Genomic DNA, 15783 nt, shown 5'->3' on the forward strand with positions numbered 1-15783 from the left:
GAGTCGACCGTTGGTCGACTACCGCGCGCAGCGCGGGGGGTTCCGGCAAAGAGCAGTCGACCAAGGTCGACTCTACGGGCGCACAGCGCGGGGGGTTACGCGAAGCGCAGTCGACTGACAGTCGACTCTACCCCGTCGCCCGCACCCATTCGCCCGCACCCAGCCGACGTTCGCGCCCATGCAGGGTCGTTTGGCCGTAAGATGGCGGCCCGCAACCCGGTGCCTGTGCCCTTCGCGCGCAACCGTAGTTGGCGTTCTGTACTTCCATGTCTACCGCAACCTCCACGCCGCGCTTCAGCAAGGAAGTCGGCGCGACCGGTCTGCTTGCCCTGCCGTTGGTGCTGGGCCATGTCTCCACCGGCCTGATCTCCTTCGTCGACAACGTCATTGCCGGCCACCACGCCACCGCCACGCTGGCGGCGGTCACCATCGGCACCGCGCTGCTGTGGCTGCCCATGCTGATTCCGATCGGCACCCTGATCTCACTCACCGCCTCGGTGTCGCAGCTGCATGGCGCCGGCCGCGAGCGCGAGATCGGCCCGCTGTTCCGCCAGGCCCTGTGGCTGGCGCTGGGCCTGGGGCTGATCATGTTCGCCTTCCTCACGCTGGTGCCGCCGCTGCTGCCGGCCTTCGGCATCGCGCCGGACATCGTGCCGGGGGCCACCGCCTTCCTGCACGCGGTGCGCTGGGGCGGGCCCGCGCTCACCCTGTACTTCTGCATGCGCTATCTCAGCGAGGGCATGCACTGGACCCTGCCGACCATGCTGCTCGGCTTCGGCGGCCTGCTGGTGCTGGCGCCGATGGGCTACGTGCTGGCCAACGGCAAGCTGGGCTTTCCGGAAATGGGCGCCGAAGGGCTGGGCATCGCCTCGGCGGTGATGATGTGGCTGCAGGCGATCGCCTTCGCCACCTACCTGTGGTTCACCAAGCGCTTCGCCCACCTGCAGCTGTTCTCGCACTTCGAAGGCCCGCGCCTGGCGGCGATCTGGGACCTGCTGCGCACCGGCCTGCCGATCGGCATCACCGTGCTGATGGAAGGCGGTCTGTTCATCGTCACCGCCCTGCTGATCGGTCGCCTGGGCGCCAATGAGGCGGCCGCGCACCAGATCGCGATCAACGTGGCGCAACTGTGCTTCATGATCCCGATGGGCGTGGCCGAAGCGACCACCGTGCGTGTCGGCCATGCGGTCGGCCGTGGCGATGGCTTCGGCGTGCGTCGCGCGGCCTGGGCCGGCTACGCCATCATCATGGGCACCCAGACCCTGTCGGCGGCAGTGCTGCTGTTCGGCCACGATGCCATCGTCGGGGTCTACACCAACGATCTGGCCGTGGCTGGGCTGGCGTCCACCCTGCTGCTGTACGCGGCCACCTTCCAGTTCCCCGATGGCATCCAGGTGCTGTCGGCTGGTGCCCTGCGCGGCCTGAAGGACACCCGCGTGCCGATGTTCATCGCCATGTTCGCGTACTGGGGCCTGGGCATGCCGCTCGGCGCCGGGCTCGGCCTGGGCCTGGGCATGGGCCCGCAGGGCATGTGGATCGGCCTGATCGTCGGCCTGACCGCCGCGGCCATCCTGATGGGCTGGCGCCTGCGCCGCAGCAGCCTGCGCATTGGCCAGTCGGCCCTGGAATGATCCTCGCGCCCGTCAGCGCAGACCGTGACGGGCGATCCCCTGACTTGTGTCCGATGCCGCCTCACACGGCACCGGCTATGCTGTTACCACGGCAAGAAGCCATCCGGAGCGCTCCATGAACCAAACCGTGCCCCCGCTGCCCCCGGCACGTCGCAACCCTGTCGCCAGTTTCTTCATCGGCCTGTGGGACGTGATGAATTTCACCCGCCGGCTGATCCTGAACCTGGTGTTCTTCGGCCTGTTGCTGCTGTTCGTGGTGATGTTCATCGTCGCCGCCGGCATGGGCGCCGGTGCCAGCAAATCGCTGCAGGACCGCACCACCCTGGTGATCGCGCCGGAAGGCCGGCTGGTCGAGCAGTTCAGCGCCGATCCGGTCAGCCGCGCGCTGGCCAAGGCCGTGGGCGACAACAGCGCCGAGGAAGTGCAGCTGCGCGATCTGATCCGGGCCATTGAAGCGGCCAAGGACGACAAGAAGATTGAACGCGTGGTGCTGGAACTGGACAAGCTGCAACCGTCCGGCTTCGCCTCGCTGCGTGAAGTGGCCGCCGCGCTGCAGGACCTGCGCGCGTCGGGCAAGCAGGTGGTGGCCTTCAGCCAGAGCATGGGGCAGTCGCAGTACCTGCTGGCCGCGCAGGCCGACGAGGTCTACCTGGACCCGATGGGCTCGGTCGTGCTGGAAGGCCTGGGTCGCTACCGCCAGTATTTCCGCACCGGCCTGCAGGACAAGCTGGGCGTGGACGTGCACCTGTTCAAGGTGGGCGAATACAAGTCGGCCGCCGAACCCTACGTGCTGGATGCCGCATCGCCGGCGTCCAAGGAAGCCGATCTGTTCTGGATGAACGATGTCTGGCAGCGCTACCTGGGCGACATCGCCAAGGCACGCCGCCTGGACCCGGCGCAGCTGGCCGCCGGCATCGATACCCTGCCTGAAGGCGTGGCCGCCGCCGGTGGCGACCTGGCCAAGTTCGCCCTGCAGCAGAAGCTGGTGACCGCGCTGAAGACCCGCGAAGAATTCGAGGATCTGATGATCGACCGCGGCGTGGCCGATGAAGATGCCGACGGTGGCTTCCGCAGCATCGACTTCGGCGGTTACCTGACCCAGCTCGATGCACGCCGCAACCCGGTGGACAGCCGTCCGCAGGTGGCCGTGGTGGTGGCCTCGGGCGAGATCAGTGGCGGCGACCTGCCGGCCGGCCGCATCGGTGGCGAATCGACCTCGGCCCTGCTGCGCGCCGCGCGCGACGACGAACACGTGAAGGCCGTGGTGCTGCGCGTGGATTCGCCCGGCGGTGAAGTGTTCGCCTCCGAGCAGATCCGTCGCGAAGTGGTGGCCCTGCAGGCCGCCGGCAAGCCGGTGGTGGTATCGATGGGCGACCTGGCGGCATCGGGTGGTTACTGGATCAGCATGAATGCCGACCGCATCTATGCCGACCCGTCCACCATCACCGGGTCGATCGGCATCTTCGGCATGATCCCGAACTTCAGCCGCGCGCTGGACAAGATCGGCGTGCACACCGACGGCGTGGGCACCACCCGCTTCGCCGGCGCGTTCGATGTCACCCGCGAAATGGACCCGGCCGTGGGCCAGGTCATCCAGTCGGTCATCAACAAGGGCTATGCCGATTTCACCGGCCGTGTGGCCGAAGCGCGCAAGAAGCCGGTGGAAGCCATCGATGAAGTGGCTCGTGGCCGCGTGTGGAGCGGTGCCCAGGCCAAGGAACGCGGTCTGGTCGATGCCTTCGGCGGCCTGAAGGATGCGGTGGCCGATGCCGCCGGCCGCGCCAAGCTTGGCAACGCCGACAAGTATCGCGTGCGCTACATCGAAAAGGCCGCCACGCCGTTCGCGCAGTTCGTCAGCGGTTTCGCTGGCAGCCGCGCTGGCGCCTGGATGCTGTCCGATTCGGGCATGGCGCGCATGATGCTGGCACGCACGATGCCGGAAGTGGACACGCAGCTGCGCTTCGTCGAAAACGCCGCCCGCGAGAAGGGCAACGGCGCCCCGGTGAAGGCACTGGCCTACTGCTTCTGCGGTTTCTGAGCAGACCGGGGTCAGATCCCTTTGCGCAGCAAAGGGCTCTGACCCCACCCATTACCGCGTCGCGTCAGCCTCGGCCTGGCGCTCGCGTTCGGCGCCCTCGTCCACCGTCTGCTGCACGCCCTTGGCGCGGTCCAGGGGTTGGTTGATCGCCTTGGCCAGCGCCTGCGGCTCCGGCGGCTTTTCAGGGTTGGGTGGGGCAGGGCGCTGGCAACCGGCCAGCAGCGCAGCCGACAGGCACAGTGGAATCAGCAGACGCATCGCGGCTCTCCAGGGTAGGCGATGGCGCAGTGTCGCACCGTCGGCAGGCGCGTGCTGTGACGCGTATCCTTTACGCATCGAAATACAGCGGCTGCGGCCCGGAGGACACATGACCCAGCAACGATGGCGCCTGGACGGGCAGACCGCGCTGATCACCGGCGCCAGCGCCGGTATCGGCCTGGCCATCGCCCATGAACTGGCCGGATTCGGCGCCGACCTGATGATCGTGGGCCGCGACATCGACATGCTGGAAACCGCCCGCGACGAACTGCTGGATGTGCACCCGCAGATGCAGGTGCACGCGCTGGCGGCCGATGTGTCCGACGACGAAGACCGCCGGCAGATCCTGGACTGGGTGGAAGACCACAGCGATGGCCTGCACATCCTGGTGAACAACGCCGGCGGCAACATCACCAGGCCGGCCACCGAGTATTCCGAAGACGAGTGGCGCGGCATCTTCGAAACCAACCTGTTTTCCGCCTTCGAGCTTTCGCGCTATGCGCACCCGCTGCTGGCGCGGCATGCAGCATCGTCCATCGTCAACGTCGGCAGTGTTTCCGGCCTGACCCATGTGCGCAGCGGCGTTGTGTATGGCATGACCAAGGCGGCCATGCACCAGATGACCCGCAACCTGGCGGTGGAGTGGGCCGAAGACGGCATCCGGGTGAACGCGGTGGCGCCGTGGTACATCCGCACGCGCCGCACGTCCGGGCCGCTGTCCGACCCCGATTACTACGAAGAAGTGATCGCGCGCACGCCCATGGGCCGCATTGGCGAACCGGAGGAAGTGGCCGCCGCAGTGGGCTTCCTGTGCCTGCCGGCATCGAGCTATGTCACCGGCGAATGCATCGCCGTGGATGGCGGCTTCCTGCGCTACGGGTTCTGATGGGTTCGCCGGGGTCGGATCCCTTTCTAAACGAAAGGGCTCCGACCCCCTCAGCGGCTCACTCGGGCACGGCGCAATCACTTGCGGCCAGCACTGCCTGCAGCCGCTCGCGTTCGCTCCGTGCGGCATCGCGGTTGTCCGGCGTAGCGAAGCGCTCGCGACCGCGTGCGTTGCGGAAGCGCTGCTGCCAACTGCCGCAGCGCTGCGCTTCACTGACTTCGCTGCAGCGGTCGGTCACCACTTCACAGCTGGCCGCATTGGCCGGGGTGACCCCGCCCAGCCCCTGCACCTGCAGCAGTTCGCACCGGCCCGGTGCGGCCTCGTATTCGTGCAGGTAGCCGCCGCCCTGAGCATCGGTGCACTGGAAGATGGGCGGCAGCGGCGGCTTGGGCGGCGCATTGCCGTCGGCCTGCGCCTGCGCGTTTGCCCGGGGCAACTGCGCGCTGTCCAGGATCAGGTTGTCATCGGGGCGCTCGACCATGCGCGCTTCGCTGATGATGCGTTCTTCGCCGGCCTGTGCCGGTTCCGGCGCCGCTGTGGCCGCAGGCTCGGCCACGGGCGGTGCGCTGGGCAGCGTCGGCGAGGGTGGTGGCTCGGCTGGCGGTGTGGGCGCCGCAGGTACGGACCCGGGAAGACGCACGATCTCCTGCCGCAGGCCCTGCGCGCAGGGCACGCGCTGCACGGTCGGAACGTCGCTGCTGCCAGTGCAGCGATAGATCACCTGTGCCTCGGCCGCGGCTGCGGTGGGCAACAGGCACAGGGCCAGCCAGAACAGTTTCTTCATGCGAGCAGCCTACAGCGACTGCCCACCAAGGTGGGCAGCTACCAGAGCAGGGCCCCCGGTAGTGGCCAACCTTGGTTGGCCGCAGGGCAGATCGTTGCCGCAGCAGCGCCCCCGGTGGTGGCCAACCTTGGTTGGCCGCAGGGCAGATCGTTGCCGCAGCAGCGTCCCCGGTAGTGGCCAACCTTGGTTGGCCGCAGGGCAGATCGTTGCCGCAGCAGCGACCCCGGTAGTGGCCAACCTTGGTTGGCCGCAGGGCAGATCGTTGCCGCAGCAGCGTCCCCGGTAGTGGCCAACCTTGGTTGGCCGCAGGGCAGATCGTTGCCGCAGCAGCGTCCCCGGTGGTGACCAACCTTGGTTGGCCGCAGGGCAGATCGTTGCCGCAGCAGCGCCCCCGGTGGTGGCCAACCTTGGTTGGCCGCAGGGCAGATCGTTGCCGCAGCAGCGCCCCCGGTGGTGGCCAACCTTGGTTGGCCGCAGGGCAGATCGTTGCCGCAGCAGCGTCCCCGGTAGTGGCCAACCTTGGTTGGCCGCAGGGCAGATCGTTGCCGCAGCAGCGCCCCCGGTGGCGGCCAACCTTGGTTGGCCGCAGGGCAGATCGTTGCCGCAGCAGCGCCCCCGGTGGTGGCGAACCTTGGTTGGCCGCAGGGCAGATCGTTGCCGCAGCAGCGTCCCCGGTAGTGGCCAACCTTGGTTGGCCGCATGACGCCGGCGCGGGGGGCTTCAGCCGCCGCAGTCGCGGCCCAGGCGCGCGTCAATGCCACGCTGTTCGGTGGTGATGGCCGTGCGTTCGCTCTGCAGCGCGCTGTTGTAGCGGCGGTCCAGCTCCCAGCGCCGATCGCGCAGGCGCGAACAGACTTCCTGCGCCGGCAACGGAGTGCAGGTATCGCGCACCAGCACGTTGCCGGCCGGCAGGCTGAAGCCGACCGGTGGCGGGCGGCGGTCGGGCACGATGCCGCCGATCGGCGGGCCGATGCTGTTGCCGGCGGCCGGGCGCGGGCCGGGGTGCGGGCTGTAGCCAGGGCCGGGCCGGCCACGCGGATACCAGACGTTGCCCCACACCGTCACCCAGCGCGGGTTGCCCTCGTTGCTGTCGCTGGTATAGCGGCTGCCATCCTCGGCCACGCATTCGTACATCGGCTGCGGCGGCTGCACGTACACATGGCGCACTTCGCGTTCACGCAGGGCGGGGGTATCGGTGCGCTCCAGCGGCGCGGCGTCGGTGCTGACCACGCGCGCGGGCGGGTCCCTGGGGCGCTGCATGTCGCGCACTTCCTGGCGGCCGCTGCTGCACGGCTTGTCCTGCAGGGCGACGGCACCGTTGCTGCCCACGCAGCGATAGATGCGCACGTCATCGGCTGCCAGCGCGCTCAGCGGCAGCAGCAGGGCCAGGCACAGGGTGGAACGTAGCAGGTGCATGTGCGCAGCGTGCGCCAAGCCGGGCGCCGCTGCAATCATCGGCTCAGGAGCGCAGCACGTTTCCACTGAGTGCGTCCCGGATCGGGGTGGGCTGGGCCAGCCCGCCGGTCTCGCCGTCCAGCACGCCGTCCAGCAGGCGCAGCAGGCGCGGGTCCAGCTCCTGGCGGGTACGCGCGGGCGGTTCGCCGGCCAGGTTGGCGCTGGTGGACACCAGCGGGCCACCCCAGGCCTGGCACAACGCGGCCACCAGCGGGTGCGCGCTGATGCGCACGGCAATGCCGCTGTGGTCACCGGTGATCCACGGCTGGGCACGCGCCCCGGCCGGCAGGATCCAGGTGTTGGCGCCGGGCCAGCTGGCCAGCACCGCGCGCTGCCGTGCGTCGGGCAGGGCGTCCAGCCGCACCCAACCCTGCAGCTGGGCCAGGTCGGCGGCGACCAGGATCATGCCTTTCTCGATCGGGCGCTGCTTCAGGCGCAGCACCATGTGCACCGCCGCCTCGTGCGAGGGGTCGCAGCCCAGCCCCCACACCGCTTCGGTGGGGTAGGCAATCACGCCGCCGGCACGCAGGGTGGCGACAGCGGAGTCCAGAGTGAGTTCTTTCATGGCGGCAACCGGGCCGGCGTGGGAGTTCATTATCCCCCCACTGCGTGCAGATGGGGTGGAACCTGCCACCCCTCTGCATAATCATCCACGCATGGCGTGGAACTACTTTGCGGCCTTCTTCACTGCTTTCTTGGTGGCCTTCTTGGCCGCTTTCTTGGCCGGGGCCTTTTTCGCCGTTGCCTTCTTCGCAGCGGCCTTCTTCGGCGCGGCTTCCTTCTTCACCGCCGCCTTCTTGGCCGGGGCCTTCTTCGCGGCGGCCTTCTTGGCGCCGAAGCCCTTGCGCACCGGCTTGCCGGTTTCTTCCATCAGCTGCTGCACTTCGGCCAGGGTCAGCGATGCCGGCTCGCGATCCTTGGGGATCTTGCCGTTCATCTTGCCGTCGCTGATGTACGGGCCGAAACGGCCGTTCAGCACCTGGATGTCGCTGCCCTCGAACTCCTTGATGATCCGGTTGCGCGCGATCTCTTCCTTCTCTTCCACCAGGAACACGGCGCGGGCCAGGTCGATGGTGTACGGATCGTCTTCCTTCTTCAGCGAGGCATAGGTGCTGCCACGCTTGGCGAACGGACCGAAGCGGCCGATGCCGACGCTGACCGGTTCGCCCTTGTCCTCACCCAGCGCGCGCGGCATCAGGAACAGTTCCAGCGCGTCTTCCAGAGAAATGGTGTGCATCGACTGGCCGGGGCGCAGCGAGGCGAACTTGGGCTTCTCTTCGGCGTCCTCGGCGGTGCTGCCGATGGCCGCATACGGCCCGAAACGGCCCAGGCGCACGCTCACCGGCTTGCCGGTCTTGGGGTCGGTGCCGAGCTCGCGCGCACCACTGGCCTCGGCGCGGTCGACCGATTCCTTCTTGTCTTCCACCAGTTCCTTGAACGGCTCCCAGAAGCGGGCCATCAGCGGAATCCACTCTTCCTCGCCGCGTGAGACGGCGTCGAGCTCGTCCTCAAGCTTTGCGGTGAAGTCGTAGTCCACGTACTGGGTGAAGTGGCTGGACAGGAACTTGGACACGGCACGGCCGACGTCGGACGGGCGGAAGCTGCGACCTTCCATTTCCACGTACTTGCGGAACAGCAGGGTCTGGATGATCGAGGCGTAGGTCGAGGGACGGCCGATGCCGTACTCTTCCAGCGCCTTCACCAGCGCCGCTTCGGTGTAGCGCGGCGGCGGCTGGGTGAAATGCTGTTCGGCCAGGATGCGTTCCAGCGGGATGCGGTCGCCGGGCTTCATCGCCGGCAGCTTGCGGCCTTCGTCCTCGTCCTCGGCGCTCTTGTTGTCCTTGCCTTCCTCGTACACGGCCAGGAAGCCGGGCACCACCACGGTGGTGCCGCTGGCGCGGAACACGTGCTCGCTGCCGGCGGACAGGTCCACGCTGACGGTGTTGAGCGTGGCCGGAATCATCTGGCAGGCCACCGCACGCTTCCAGATCAGCTCGTAGAGCTTGCGCTCGTCGTCGGTCAGGAAGCGCGACACCTGCGCCGGCGTGCGCAGGGCCGAGGTGGGGCGCACCGCTTCGTGCGCTTCCTGGGCGTTCTTCGACTTGGTCTGGTAGGTGTTGGGCTGGTCGGGCAGCGAGGCGATGCCGTAATCACGGGCGATCACGTCGCGGATCTCGGCCAGCGCATCCTGCGACAGGTTCACCGAGTCGGTACGCATGTAGGAAATCAGGCCGACGGTGCCTTCGTCGCCGATGGCCACGCCTTCATACAGCTTCTGCGCCACCTGCATGGTCTTGCGGGTGGTGAAGCCGAGCTTGCGCGAGGCTTCCTGCTGCAGGGTGGAGGTCGTGAACGGCGGGGCCGGGCGGCGCTTGCGCTCCTTGCTGGCCACGTCGGTCACGTGCAGCGAACCCTGCGCGGCCTGCTGGATACGCAGGCGCGCGGCCTCGGCGGTGTCGCCGTCGGTCACGGTGAACTGTTCGAACTTCTGCCCGTCCAGCTTGATCAGCTTGGCGTTGAAGTGCTGCGACGGGTGCGCGCACTCGGCGCCGATGGACCAGTATTCGCGGGCGATGAAGGCTTCGATCTCTTCCTCGCGCTCGACGATCATGCGCAGCGCCGGGCTCTGCACGCGGCCGGCGGACAGGCCGCGCTGCACCTTGCGCCACAGCACCGGCGACAGGTTGAAACCGACCAGGTAATCCAGCGCGCGGCGCGCCTGCTGCGCATCCACCAGGTCACTGGCGATGGCGCGCGGCTGGTTGATCGCTTCCTTGATGGCGCGCGGGGTGATCTCGGTGAACACCACCCGCTGCATCGGCTTGTCCTTGACCAGCCCGCGTTCCTTCAGGATCTCGGCAATATGCCAGCTGATCGCCTCGCCTTCGCGATCCGGGTCGGTCGCCAGCAGGATGTCATCGGCGCCCTTGGCGGCCTTGGCGATGGCATCGACGTGCTTTTCGTTCTTGTCGATCACGTCGTAGTGCATGGCGAACCCGTTGTCCGGGTCGACCGCGCCTTCCTTCGGAATCAGGTCGCGCACATGCCCATACGAGGCCAGGACGGTGTAGTCCTTGCCGAGGTATTTGTTGATCGTCTTGGCCTTGGCCGGCGATTCGACGATGAGCAGGTGCTTGGGCATGTCGGGAGAGGTCTGTGGGCGGACCGGGGGAAGGGGCCGCTAGGGTGGAGCAAACGGCCGCATTAGTGAAGCGGCCACGGGAAATTCCATAAACTGAACGCCCGGTAGTGTGCCGGGCGTTCAGGTTTCCTTATTAGAGGAATCATGTCCGGGCGGCCGGTGTCAAGCAGCACGGCGTGATGACCGCCGCCTGCAGGCCGCCCGGGCAGGGCCGGTCAGCCGGCCATCTTGGCGATCATGCCGATGGCGAAGATCATCACCGCAAAGCCGGCCAGCATCAGCAGGCCGCCGATCACCAGCACCACCACGGTCACCGTGCCCAGCTCGTGGCGCTGCAGGTGCGGCTGGTCGCTGAAGGCCCAGCGGTCCACCACCACGGTGTCGCAGATCAGGTCATGCAGGGCCTGCTTGCGGTCGGTGAAGGCGGCCATCAGGTAGCCGATCATCAGGGTCAGGCTGCTGAGGATGGTGGCGAAGTAGCGGCCGATACTGCGGCCCAGGGTCAGGCGTTCGCCGTTGCCGCGCACCACCTTGATGCCGATGGCCATCTTGCCCAGGGTAGCGCCGCCACGCGAGGCGTGGAACCAGCCGTAGTAGGCCAGGGAAATGACCAGGCCGGCCAAGCCGCTGACCAGCTGCGCGGTCACTTCCGCCGCCGTGCCGCCGCTGCCGGCCGCGCCCATGCCCGCGCCGATGCCCACGCCCAGGATGGCGCCGACGATCCAGCTGGGGATCAGCAGCACGAAGTAGTCGATCAGGTAGGCGGCAAAGCGCTTCCAGAAGCCGGCATAGACGATCTCGCCGCCCTGTACGGGCTGGCTGTAGTCGCCACCGCCTGCGCCGGGGGCGGCGTAGGGCGAGCTGCTGAGCACGCCGGTGCCGGGCAGCGGCGCGGTGCCGTTGTCGATGGCCGCGTAGTCGCTACGCAGGTCGAAACCGCCGCTGGCGGTGGCCGTGCTGGCATCGGCCAGGGTCTGCAGGCCCAGCTCGTCCACCACCTGGCGCAGGGCGGCCCACTGGCCCATGCCCTCGCGCCAGACCAGGGTGTCCAGGGTCAGCTGGCCGCGCTGGAAGCGCTGGCGGATCTCGGCTACCGGCAGCGGCCCCTGCCGCTGCTGTCCTTCTGCGTAGTACCACTCGGTCATTGCATGTCCCCTGTTGGGTCGTCCTTGGTTGTGGAGGCCTGTGCCGTTCAGCCGCGGCAGGCGACGGGCAGGTACTTGTCGTCGCTCTCGCCGCTGCATTCCCAACGGCCGCTGTCGCGGTCGTATTCCTGCCACAGCAGATCGCCGTCGATGGTCTTGCCCGGCACCGACAACGTGGCTTCGATGCCGCAGTGGCCATTGTTGAAGCGGCCGATATGCACGGCCGACAGGCCCTGCGCGGCGAAATCGCCTGCGCCGGGGAAGCCGGCATCATTGGCACCGGGGCAGCGCCCCTCGTCGTCGGCGAAGTGCTGTACCTGGTCCTTCAGCGGCTGCAGCGCGGTGATCGCACCGGCCACCTTGGCCTTGAGCGTGTAGTCGTTGTAGGCCGGCAGTGCGATCGCGGCCAGGATGGCGCAGATCGGCACCAGGATCAGCAGCAGGCCGCCGCCGATGATGGCGGTGATGGCGCAGCCGGAAAGGCCCTTCTTCGGCGGCGGTGCGGCCATGGCCGGAGCGGCGGCGTAGGGCGTGGCCGGTGGCAGGGTAGGCGGCAGCGGAACTTCCGGCGGTGCCGGCGGGAGCGGCGGTTCGACCGATGCCGGTGCATCCATCGCCGGCACGATCAGGCCCAGCTCATCGACCACGCTGCGCAGCGGCTGCCATTGCGGCAAGCCATCGCGCCACACCAGGGTGTCCAGGTTGATCTGGTTGCTGCGGAACAGCGCGATCAACTGTTCCGCAGGCAACGGGCCTTGCTGGCGATTGCCTTCTGCATGGAACCACTCACTCACGGGGGACGCTCCTGAATGCGCACGGCCCCCAAGTGTACGGTCAGTGCAGCGGTTCTGGCTCGTCCACGAACATCTGGGTTTCCATCCAGGCGTAGGCCGCCTCGGCGCCGGGCTGGTTGAACAGCACCATCAGCACCACCCATTTCAGGTCATCCAGGTCCAGTTCGTCCTGGTCCAGGGCCATGGCACGGTCCAGCACCAGCTCGCGCTGGTCGGCATCGAGGATGCCGTGCTGTTCCAGATAAAGCAGGAAACCGCGGCATTCCACGTCCAGTTTGTCCAGCTCGGGGCCGTGGTAGATGCGCACGGGGCCATCGACCCGGGCCTGCGCCACGCTGGGCCGCTGGGCGGCCAACGCGTCGAGCCAGTCGAACGCCTTGTTGATCTCGGTAGGGCTGAAACCGGCCTGTATCAGGCCATTCTGCAGCGAGTCGCGATCACGGATCAGGTCAGCATCTTCGCTGAAATAGTGTTCAAACAGGTACAGCAGTACGTCCAGGATGCTCTCTTTCATTGCCCCTCGGCCTGCGTCGGGCGACGCTGTGGAGGTGAAGAAACTAGGGAGTTCGACAGTAGCGGCCGTGTACGCACACCACGATTCCCGCCAGTTCCATGGCCAGCAGCATGGAGGACACCTCCGGCGCCGTCAATCCACAGCGCGTGATCAATGAATCCATACTGATTGGGTCGTGGTCCAGCGCGCGCCACAAGGTCTGGTAGTTGCGGTCACCGGCCCAGTGCGCCGGCAAGGCTGTCGAGACTGCCTGTTCAGTGGGGGCCGCCAGCCGGCTTTGCAAGTCCGGCAGCTGCTGGCGCAGGGCCGGGGCCAGCAGCTCCAGCACCTCCTCGGGGCGCTCGACCAGGGCGGCGCCGTCGCGGATCAGCCGGTGGCAGCCGGCCGCGCGCGGGTTCAGCACCGAACCGGGCACCGCGCAGACCTCGCGCCCGGCCTCGGCCGCCAGCCGGGCGGTGATCAGCGCGCCGGAGCGGTGCGCCGCCTCGACCACCACCGTGGCCAGGGCCAGCCCGGCCACCAGCCGGTTGCGCGCCGGGAACTGGCCGGGCCGCGCCGGCATGCCGGGTGGGTACTCGCTCAGGACCACGCCTTCGGCGGCAATGCGGGCCTGCAGCCGGGCGTTGCCGGGCGGATAGGCCAGGTCCGGCCCGGTGGCGATCACCGCCACGGTGCAGCCGCCGGCATCCAGCGCTGCGGTGTGGGCGGCCGCGTCGATGCCGGCGGCCAGGCCGCTGCTGACGGCCAGGCCGGCCTCGGCGAAACAGCTGGCGAACCGCGCGGCCAGTGCGCGTCCGCCGGGCGTGGGCGAGCGGCTGCCGACCACCGCCACCGAGGGCCGCCACGCCAGGCTGGGGTCACCGGCCACGAACAGCGCCAGTGGCGGATTCGGCAGGTCCTGCAGCAACGGCGGTAGAACCGGGTCGGTGCAGGCCAGCAGGCGCTGCGCCGGCGCCTGCAGCCAGTGCTGGGCGGTGGCCAGCGCGCGGGGATCCGGGCCCTGCAGCGCGGCACACTGTGCGGGCGTGCAGCCGTGGGCGCGCCAGCCGGCAACGCCCAGCGCCAGCGCGGCACGGGCCGTTCCGGCGCTGCGCAGCAACGCGCGGCGCGGCGCCAGCGGCCCTTCGGCCAGCACCAGGGTCAACAATGCGAGGGTTTCATCCATCGGCCGACTATCGGCCACATACAGCAACGGCGCCCTAGGGCGCCGTCGCGTGTGCGTGTCAGGGGATGCCGGGCGTGCCCGGCGCGCCCTTACTTCGCGTCCGGGTGCAGCGCGCTGTAGCCGACCTTCACCGGCTTCACGCCCTGCATCACCAGCGCATAGCTGACGTTGTCGAAGGTGCGGAACACCATGGCATGCGCGGCGTACTCGTCCGGCAGCGTGACCCGGCCAGCGCCGGTGCTGCGCGAATCGTCCATGCGCGAGGAGTTCGGGTACTTCATGCGGTGGGCCACATGGCTGCCCTGACGCCACAGCGAGAACACCGTGCCGTTGTCCACGCCCTGTGCCTTGCCGGCGGAAATGGCGATGACATCGCGCGGGCCGCCGGCATCGAACATGTCGGTGACCGCCAGCACGCGCACGTCCACGCCTTCCACGCTGGCCGCCGGCACGTGCGGGAAGAACTGCAGGTCGTACGGCTGCGCTTCCACCGGCACCAGGCGGTCGCCGGCACGCACTTCGCGGCCGTTGGCGTTGCTGTCCAGCACCAGGGTAGAGGCTTCGGTCTTCTCGCCGGCCACCTGGGTGATGGTGCCCAGGCCGACCTGGGCCAGTTCGTAACCCAGCACGCCGCGGCGGTGGTTGGGCGCATTGAAGGCCTTCCACAGGTTGCCGCTGCCCGGGGTCACGTCGCCGTTGGCGGTCAGGTCCTCGGTGGGCTTGGGCTGGGCGTAGCGCACGGTCGGGCGGACCACGGCCCAGCGCTGGCCCGGCTGGGCGTCGGCCAGGCGGACATAGGCGGTCTGGCCGCCGGTGGCACGCAGGCGGTTGTCTTCCAGGCCAACCACGTAGGGCAGGCCTTCAATGCTGTCCACCACGCTGAGCTGCTTCAGGAACGGCTCGACCTGGGCCAGCGGTACGCCGGTCACGGGCGCTTCCTGGCGCGGGCCGGGCTTGGCCGTCACGCGGTCCAGGTAGGCCAGGCTGAGCACGTCACCCGGATAGATCAGGTGCGGATTGGCAATCTGCGGATTGGCTTGCCAGATCTCGGGCCAGAGCCAGGGCTTCTGCAGGAATCTGCCTGCAATGTCCCACAGCGTGTCCCCTTTGCGGACTACATAGGTGTCCGGGTGCCCGCCATTCACTTCAACGGCGGTAGCATAGGCAGCCACGGTCAGCATCGCCGCGGCGACGACCGTACGAAAACGAAGCAACATAGGTGCGAAGCCCTGATTCCCCAACAGGTTGGCGCACTATAGTCCAGAAACCGGGGCGCAAGGCAAGCGTTGCAGATAGAATCTGCGACGTATGCCGGCGTTGCCCCGGCCCCCAACCCGGAAACTGCCATGGCACTGCTCCCCATTCTTGAGTTCCCCGACCCGCGCCTGCGCACCAAGGCGGCCCTGATCGAGGCCACCGAGGTCACCACGCCGGCCTTCCAGGAACTGATCGACAACATGTTCCATACCATGTACGAAGCCCCCGGCATCGGCCTGGCCGCCAGCCAGGTGGACGTGCACAAGCGCTTCATGGTCATTGACGTGAGCGAAGAGAAGAACGAACCGCGGGTGTTCATCAACCCGGAAATCGTCGCCAAGGACGGGGGCCAGGTGTACCAGGAAGGCTGCCTGTCGGTGCCGGGCATCTTCGCCGACGTCACCCGTGCCGACTCCATCACCGTGAAGTTCCTGGACCGCCAGGGCCAGCCGCAGGAGCTGACCACCGACGGCCTGCTGGCGGTCTGCGTGCAGCACGAGATGGACCACCTGGACGGCAAGCTGTTCATCGACTATCTGTCGCCGCTGAAGCGCGAGATGGTGCGCAAGAAGCTGGCCAAACAGCGCAAGCACGTGGCGTGATCGCCACGCCGGGCCGGCCGCTGCGCCGGTCCGTGCCTGCGCACTGCGCGCGGGCCGCACGGCGCCGGATATGGGCGCCGTTCTTTTTTCTGCATGAAATCATCCTGCAAGT

At 68.3% G+C, this 15783-nt stretch carries 14 protein-coding genes; 4 read left to right on the forward strand and 10 right to left on the reverse strand.

The window, feature by feature from the left end; all coding sequences use genetic code 11:
• Positions 1 to 266 precede the first annotated feature (266 nt).
• Both C1922_RS14000 and sppA read left to right on the forward strand, forming a co-directional pair.
• Complete coding sequence (locus tag C1922_RS14000; protein WP_108750307.1) at positions 267 to 1631, forward strand: MATE family efflux transporter; 1365 nt, start codon at positions 267 to 269, stop codon at positions 1629 to 1631.
• 115 nt (positions 1632 to 1746) lie between these two features.
• The gene (gene sppA / locus C1922_RS14005) at positions 1747 to 3669 is read left to right on the forward strand and encodes a signal peptide peptidase SppA (RefSeq protein ID WP_108750308.1); all 1923 of its coding nucleotides are present in this window, start codon (positions 1747 to 1749) and stop codon (positions 3667 to 3669) included.
• A 51-nt stretch (positions 3670 to 3720) separates the two neighbouring features.
• Here sppA and C1922_RS14010 read toward each other — a convergent pair whose 3' ends face one another.
• Complete coding sequence (locus C1922_RS14010) at positions 3721 to 3927, reverse strand: hypothetical protein (protein WP_108750309.1); 207 nt, start codon at positions 3925 to 3927, stop codon at positions 3721 to 3723.
• Between the two features lie 109 nt (positions 3928 to 4036).
• Between C1922_RS14010 and C1922_RS14015 the strand changes: the two genes are divergently transcribed.
• Complete coding sequence (locus tag C1922_RS14015) at positions 4037 to 4813, forward strand: SDR family oxidoreductase (RefSeq protein ID WP_108750310.1); 777 nt, start codon at positions 4037 to 4039, stop codon at positions 4811 to 4813.
• 58 nt (positions 4814 to 4871) lie between these two features.
• Here the strand turns inward: C1922_RS14015 and C1922_RS14020 are convergent, their stop codons facing one another.
• The 9 genes from C1922_RS14020 to C1922_RS14060 form a co-directional block, all read right to left on the reverse strand.
• Positions 4872 to 5597 (reverse strand): hypothetical protein, encoded by a 726-nt coding sequence (locus C1922_RS14020; protein WP_108750311.1) that lies wholly within the window; start codon positions 5595 to 5597, stop codon positions 4872 to 4874.
• 720 nt (positions 5598 to 6317) lie between these two features.
• Positions 6318 to 7013, reverse strand: a complete 696-nt coding sequence (locus C1922_RS14025; RefSeq protein ID WP_108751607.1) for a hypothetical protein — start codon at positions 7011 to 7013, stop codon at positions 6318 to 6320.
• A gap of 43 nt (positions 7014 to 7056) precedes the next feature.
• The gene (locus tag C1922_RS14030; protein ID WP_108750312.1) at positions 7057 to 7647 is read right to left on the reverse strand and encodes a Sua5/YciO/YrdC/YwlC family protein; all 591 of its coding nucleotides are present in this window, start codon (positions 7645 to 7647) and stop codon (positions 7057 to 7059) included.
• A gap of 72 nt (positions 7648 to 7719) precedes the next feature.
• Positions 7720 to 10194, reverse strand: coding sequence for a DNA topoisomerase I (locus tag C1922_RS14035; RefSeq protein WP_108750313.1), 2475 nt, complete (start codon positions 10192 to 10194; stop codon positions 7720 to 7722).
• 215 nt (positions 10195 to 10409) lie between these two features.
• Positions 10410 to 11339 carry an RDD family protein gene (locus C1922_RS14040; RefSeq protein WP_108750314.1) on the reverse strand — a complete coding sequence of 310 codons (930 nt, stop codon included), beginning with the start codon at positions 11337 to 11339 and terminating at the stop codon, positions 10410 to 10412.
• Between the two features lie 47 nt (positions 11340 to 11386).
• On the reverse strand, positions 11387 to 12133 hold the full coding sequence (locus C1922_RS20820) for a GYF domain-containing protein (RefSeq protein ID WP_108750315.1): 747 nt from the start codon (positions 12131 to 12133) through the stop codon (positions 11387 to 11389).
• A 40-nt stretch (positions 12134 to 12173) separates the two neighbouring features.
• A complete protein-coding gene (locus C1922_RS14050) occupies positions 12174 to 12647 on the reverse strand; it encodes a DUF494 family protein (protein WP_108750316.1) in 474 nt (157 codons plus the stop codon).
• Positions 12648 to 12690: 43 nt separating this feature from the next.
• The gene (dprA, locus tag C1922_RS14055) at positions 12691 to 13812 is read right to left on the reverse strand and encodes a DNA-processing protein DprA (protein WP_108750317.1); all 1122 of its coding nucleotides are present in this window, start codon (positions 13810 to 13812) and stop codon (positions 12691 to 12693) included.
• 89 nt (positions 13813 to 13901) lie between these two features.
• The gene (locus C1922_RS14060) at positions 13902 to 15029 is read right to left on the reverse strand and encodes a LysM peptidoglycan-binding domain-containing protein (RefSeq protein WP_108750318.1); all 1128 of its coding nucleotides are present in this window, start codon (positions 15027 to 15029) and stop codon (positions 13902 to 13904) included.
• Between the two features lie 129 nt (positions 15030 to 15158).
• On the opposite strand from C1922_RS14060, the gene def reads away from it, so the two are divergent.
• Positions 15159 to 15671 (forward strand): peptide deformylase, encoded by a 513-nt coding sequence (gene def, locus C1922_RS14065; RefSeq protein WP_108750319.1) that lies wholly within the window; start codon positions 15159 to 15161, stop codon positions 15669 to 15671.
• Positions 15672 to 15783: the final 112 nt, after the last annotated feature.

This window comes from Stenotrophomonas sp. ZAC14D2_NAIMI4_7 (genome assembly GCF_003086675.1).
In the GTDB taxonomy this organism is placed as follows: Bacteria; Pseudomonadota; Gammaproteobacteria; order Xanthomonadales; family Xanthomonadaceae; genus Stenotrophomonas.

Coding starts and splice junctions, on each gene's coding strand:
- sppA (WP_108750308.1), top strand. CDS start 1,747: ATGAACCAAACCGTGCCCCCGCTGCCCCCGGCACGTCGCAACCCTGTC.
- C1922_RS14020 (WP_108750311.1), bottom strand. CDS start 5,597: ATGAAGAAACTGTTCTGGCTGGCCCTGTGCCTGTTGCCCACCGCAGCC.
- C1922_RS14035 (WP_108750313.1), bottom strand. CDS start 10,194: ATGCCCAAGCACCTGCTCATCGTCGAATCGCCGGCCAAGGCCAAGACG.
- dprA (WP_108750317.1), bottom strand. CDS start 13,812: ATGGATGAAACCCTCGCATTGTTGACCCTGGTGCTGGCCGAAGGGCCG.
- C1922_RS14000 (WP_108750307.1), top strand. CDS start 267: ATGTCTACCGCAACCTCCACGCCGCGCTTCAGCAAGGAAGTCGGCGCG.
- C1922_RS14010 (WP_108750309.1), bottom strand. CDS start 3,927: ATGCGTCTGCTGATTCCACTGTGCCTGTCGGCTGCGCTGCTGGCCGGT.
- C1922_RS14060 (WP_108750318.1), bottom strand. CDS start 15,029: ATGTTGCTTCGTTTTCGTACGGTCGTCGCCGCGGCGATGCTGACCGTG.
- def (WP_108750319.1), top strand. CDS start 15,159: ATGGCACTGCTCCCCATTCTTGAGTTCCCCGACCCGCGCCTGCGCACC.
- C1922_RS14030 (WP_108750312.1), bottom strand. CDS start 7,647: ATGAACTCCCACGCCGGCCCGGTTGCCGCCATGAAAGAACTCACTCTG.
- C1922_RS14040 (WP_108750314.1), bottom strand. CDS start 11,339: ATGACCGAGTGGTACTACGCAGAAGGACAGCAGCGGCAGGGGCCGCTG.
- C1922_RS14025 (WP_108751607.1), bottom strand. CDS start 7,013: ATGCACCTGCTACGTTCCACCCTGTGCCTGGCCCTGCTGCTGCCGCTG.
- C1922_RS14015 (WP_108750310.1), top strand. CDS start 4,037: ATGACCCAGCAACGATGGCGCCTGGACGGGCAGACCGCGCTGATCACC.
- C1922_RS14050 (WP_108750316.1), bottom strand. CDS start 12,647: ATGAAAGAGAGCATCCTGGACGTACTGCTGTACCTGTTTGAACACTAT.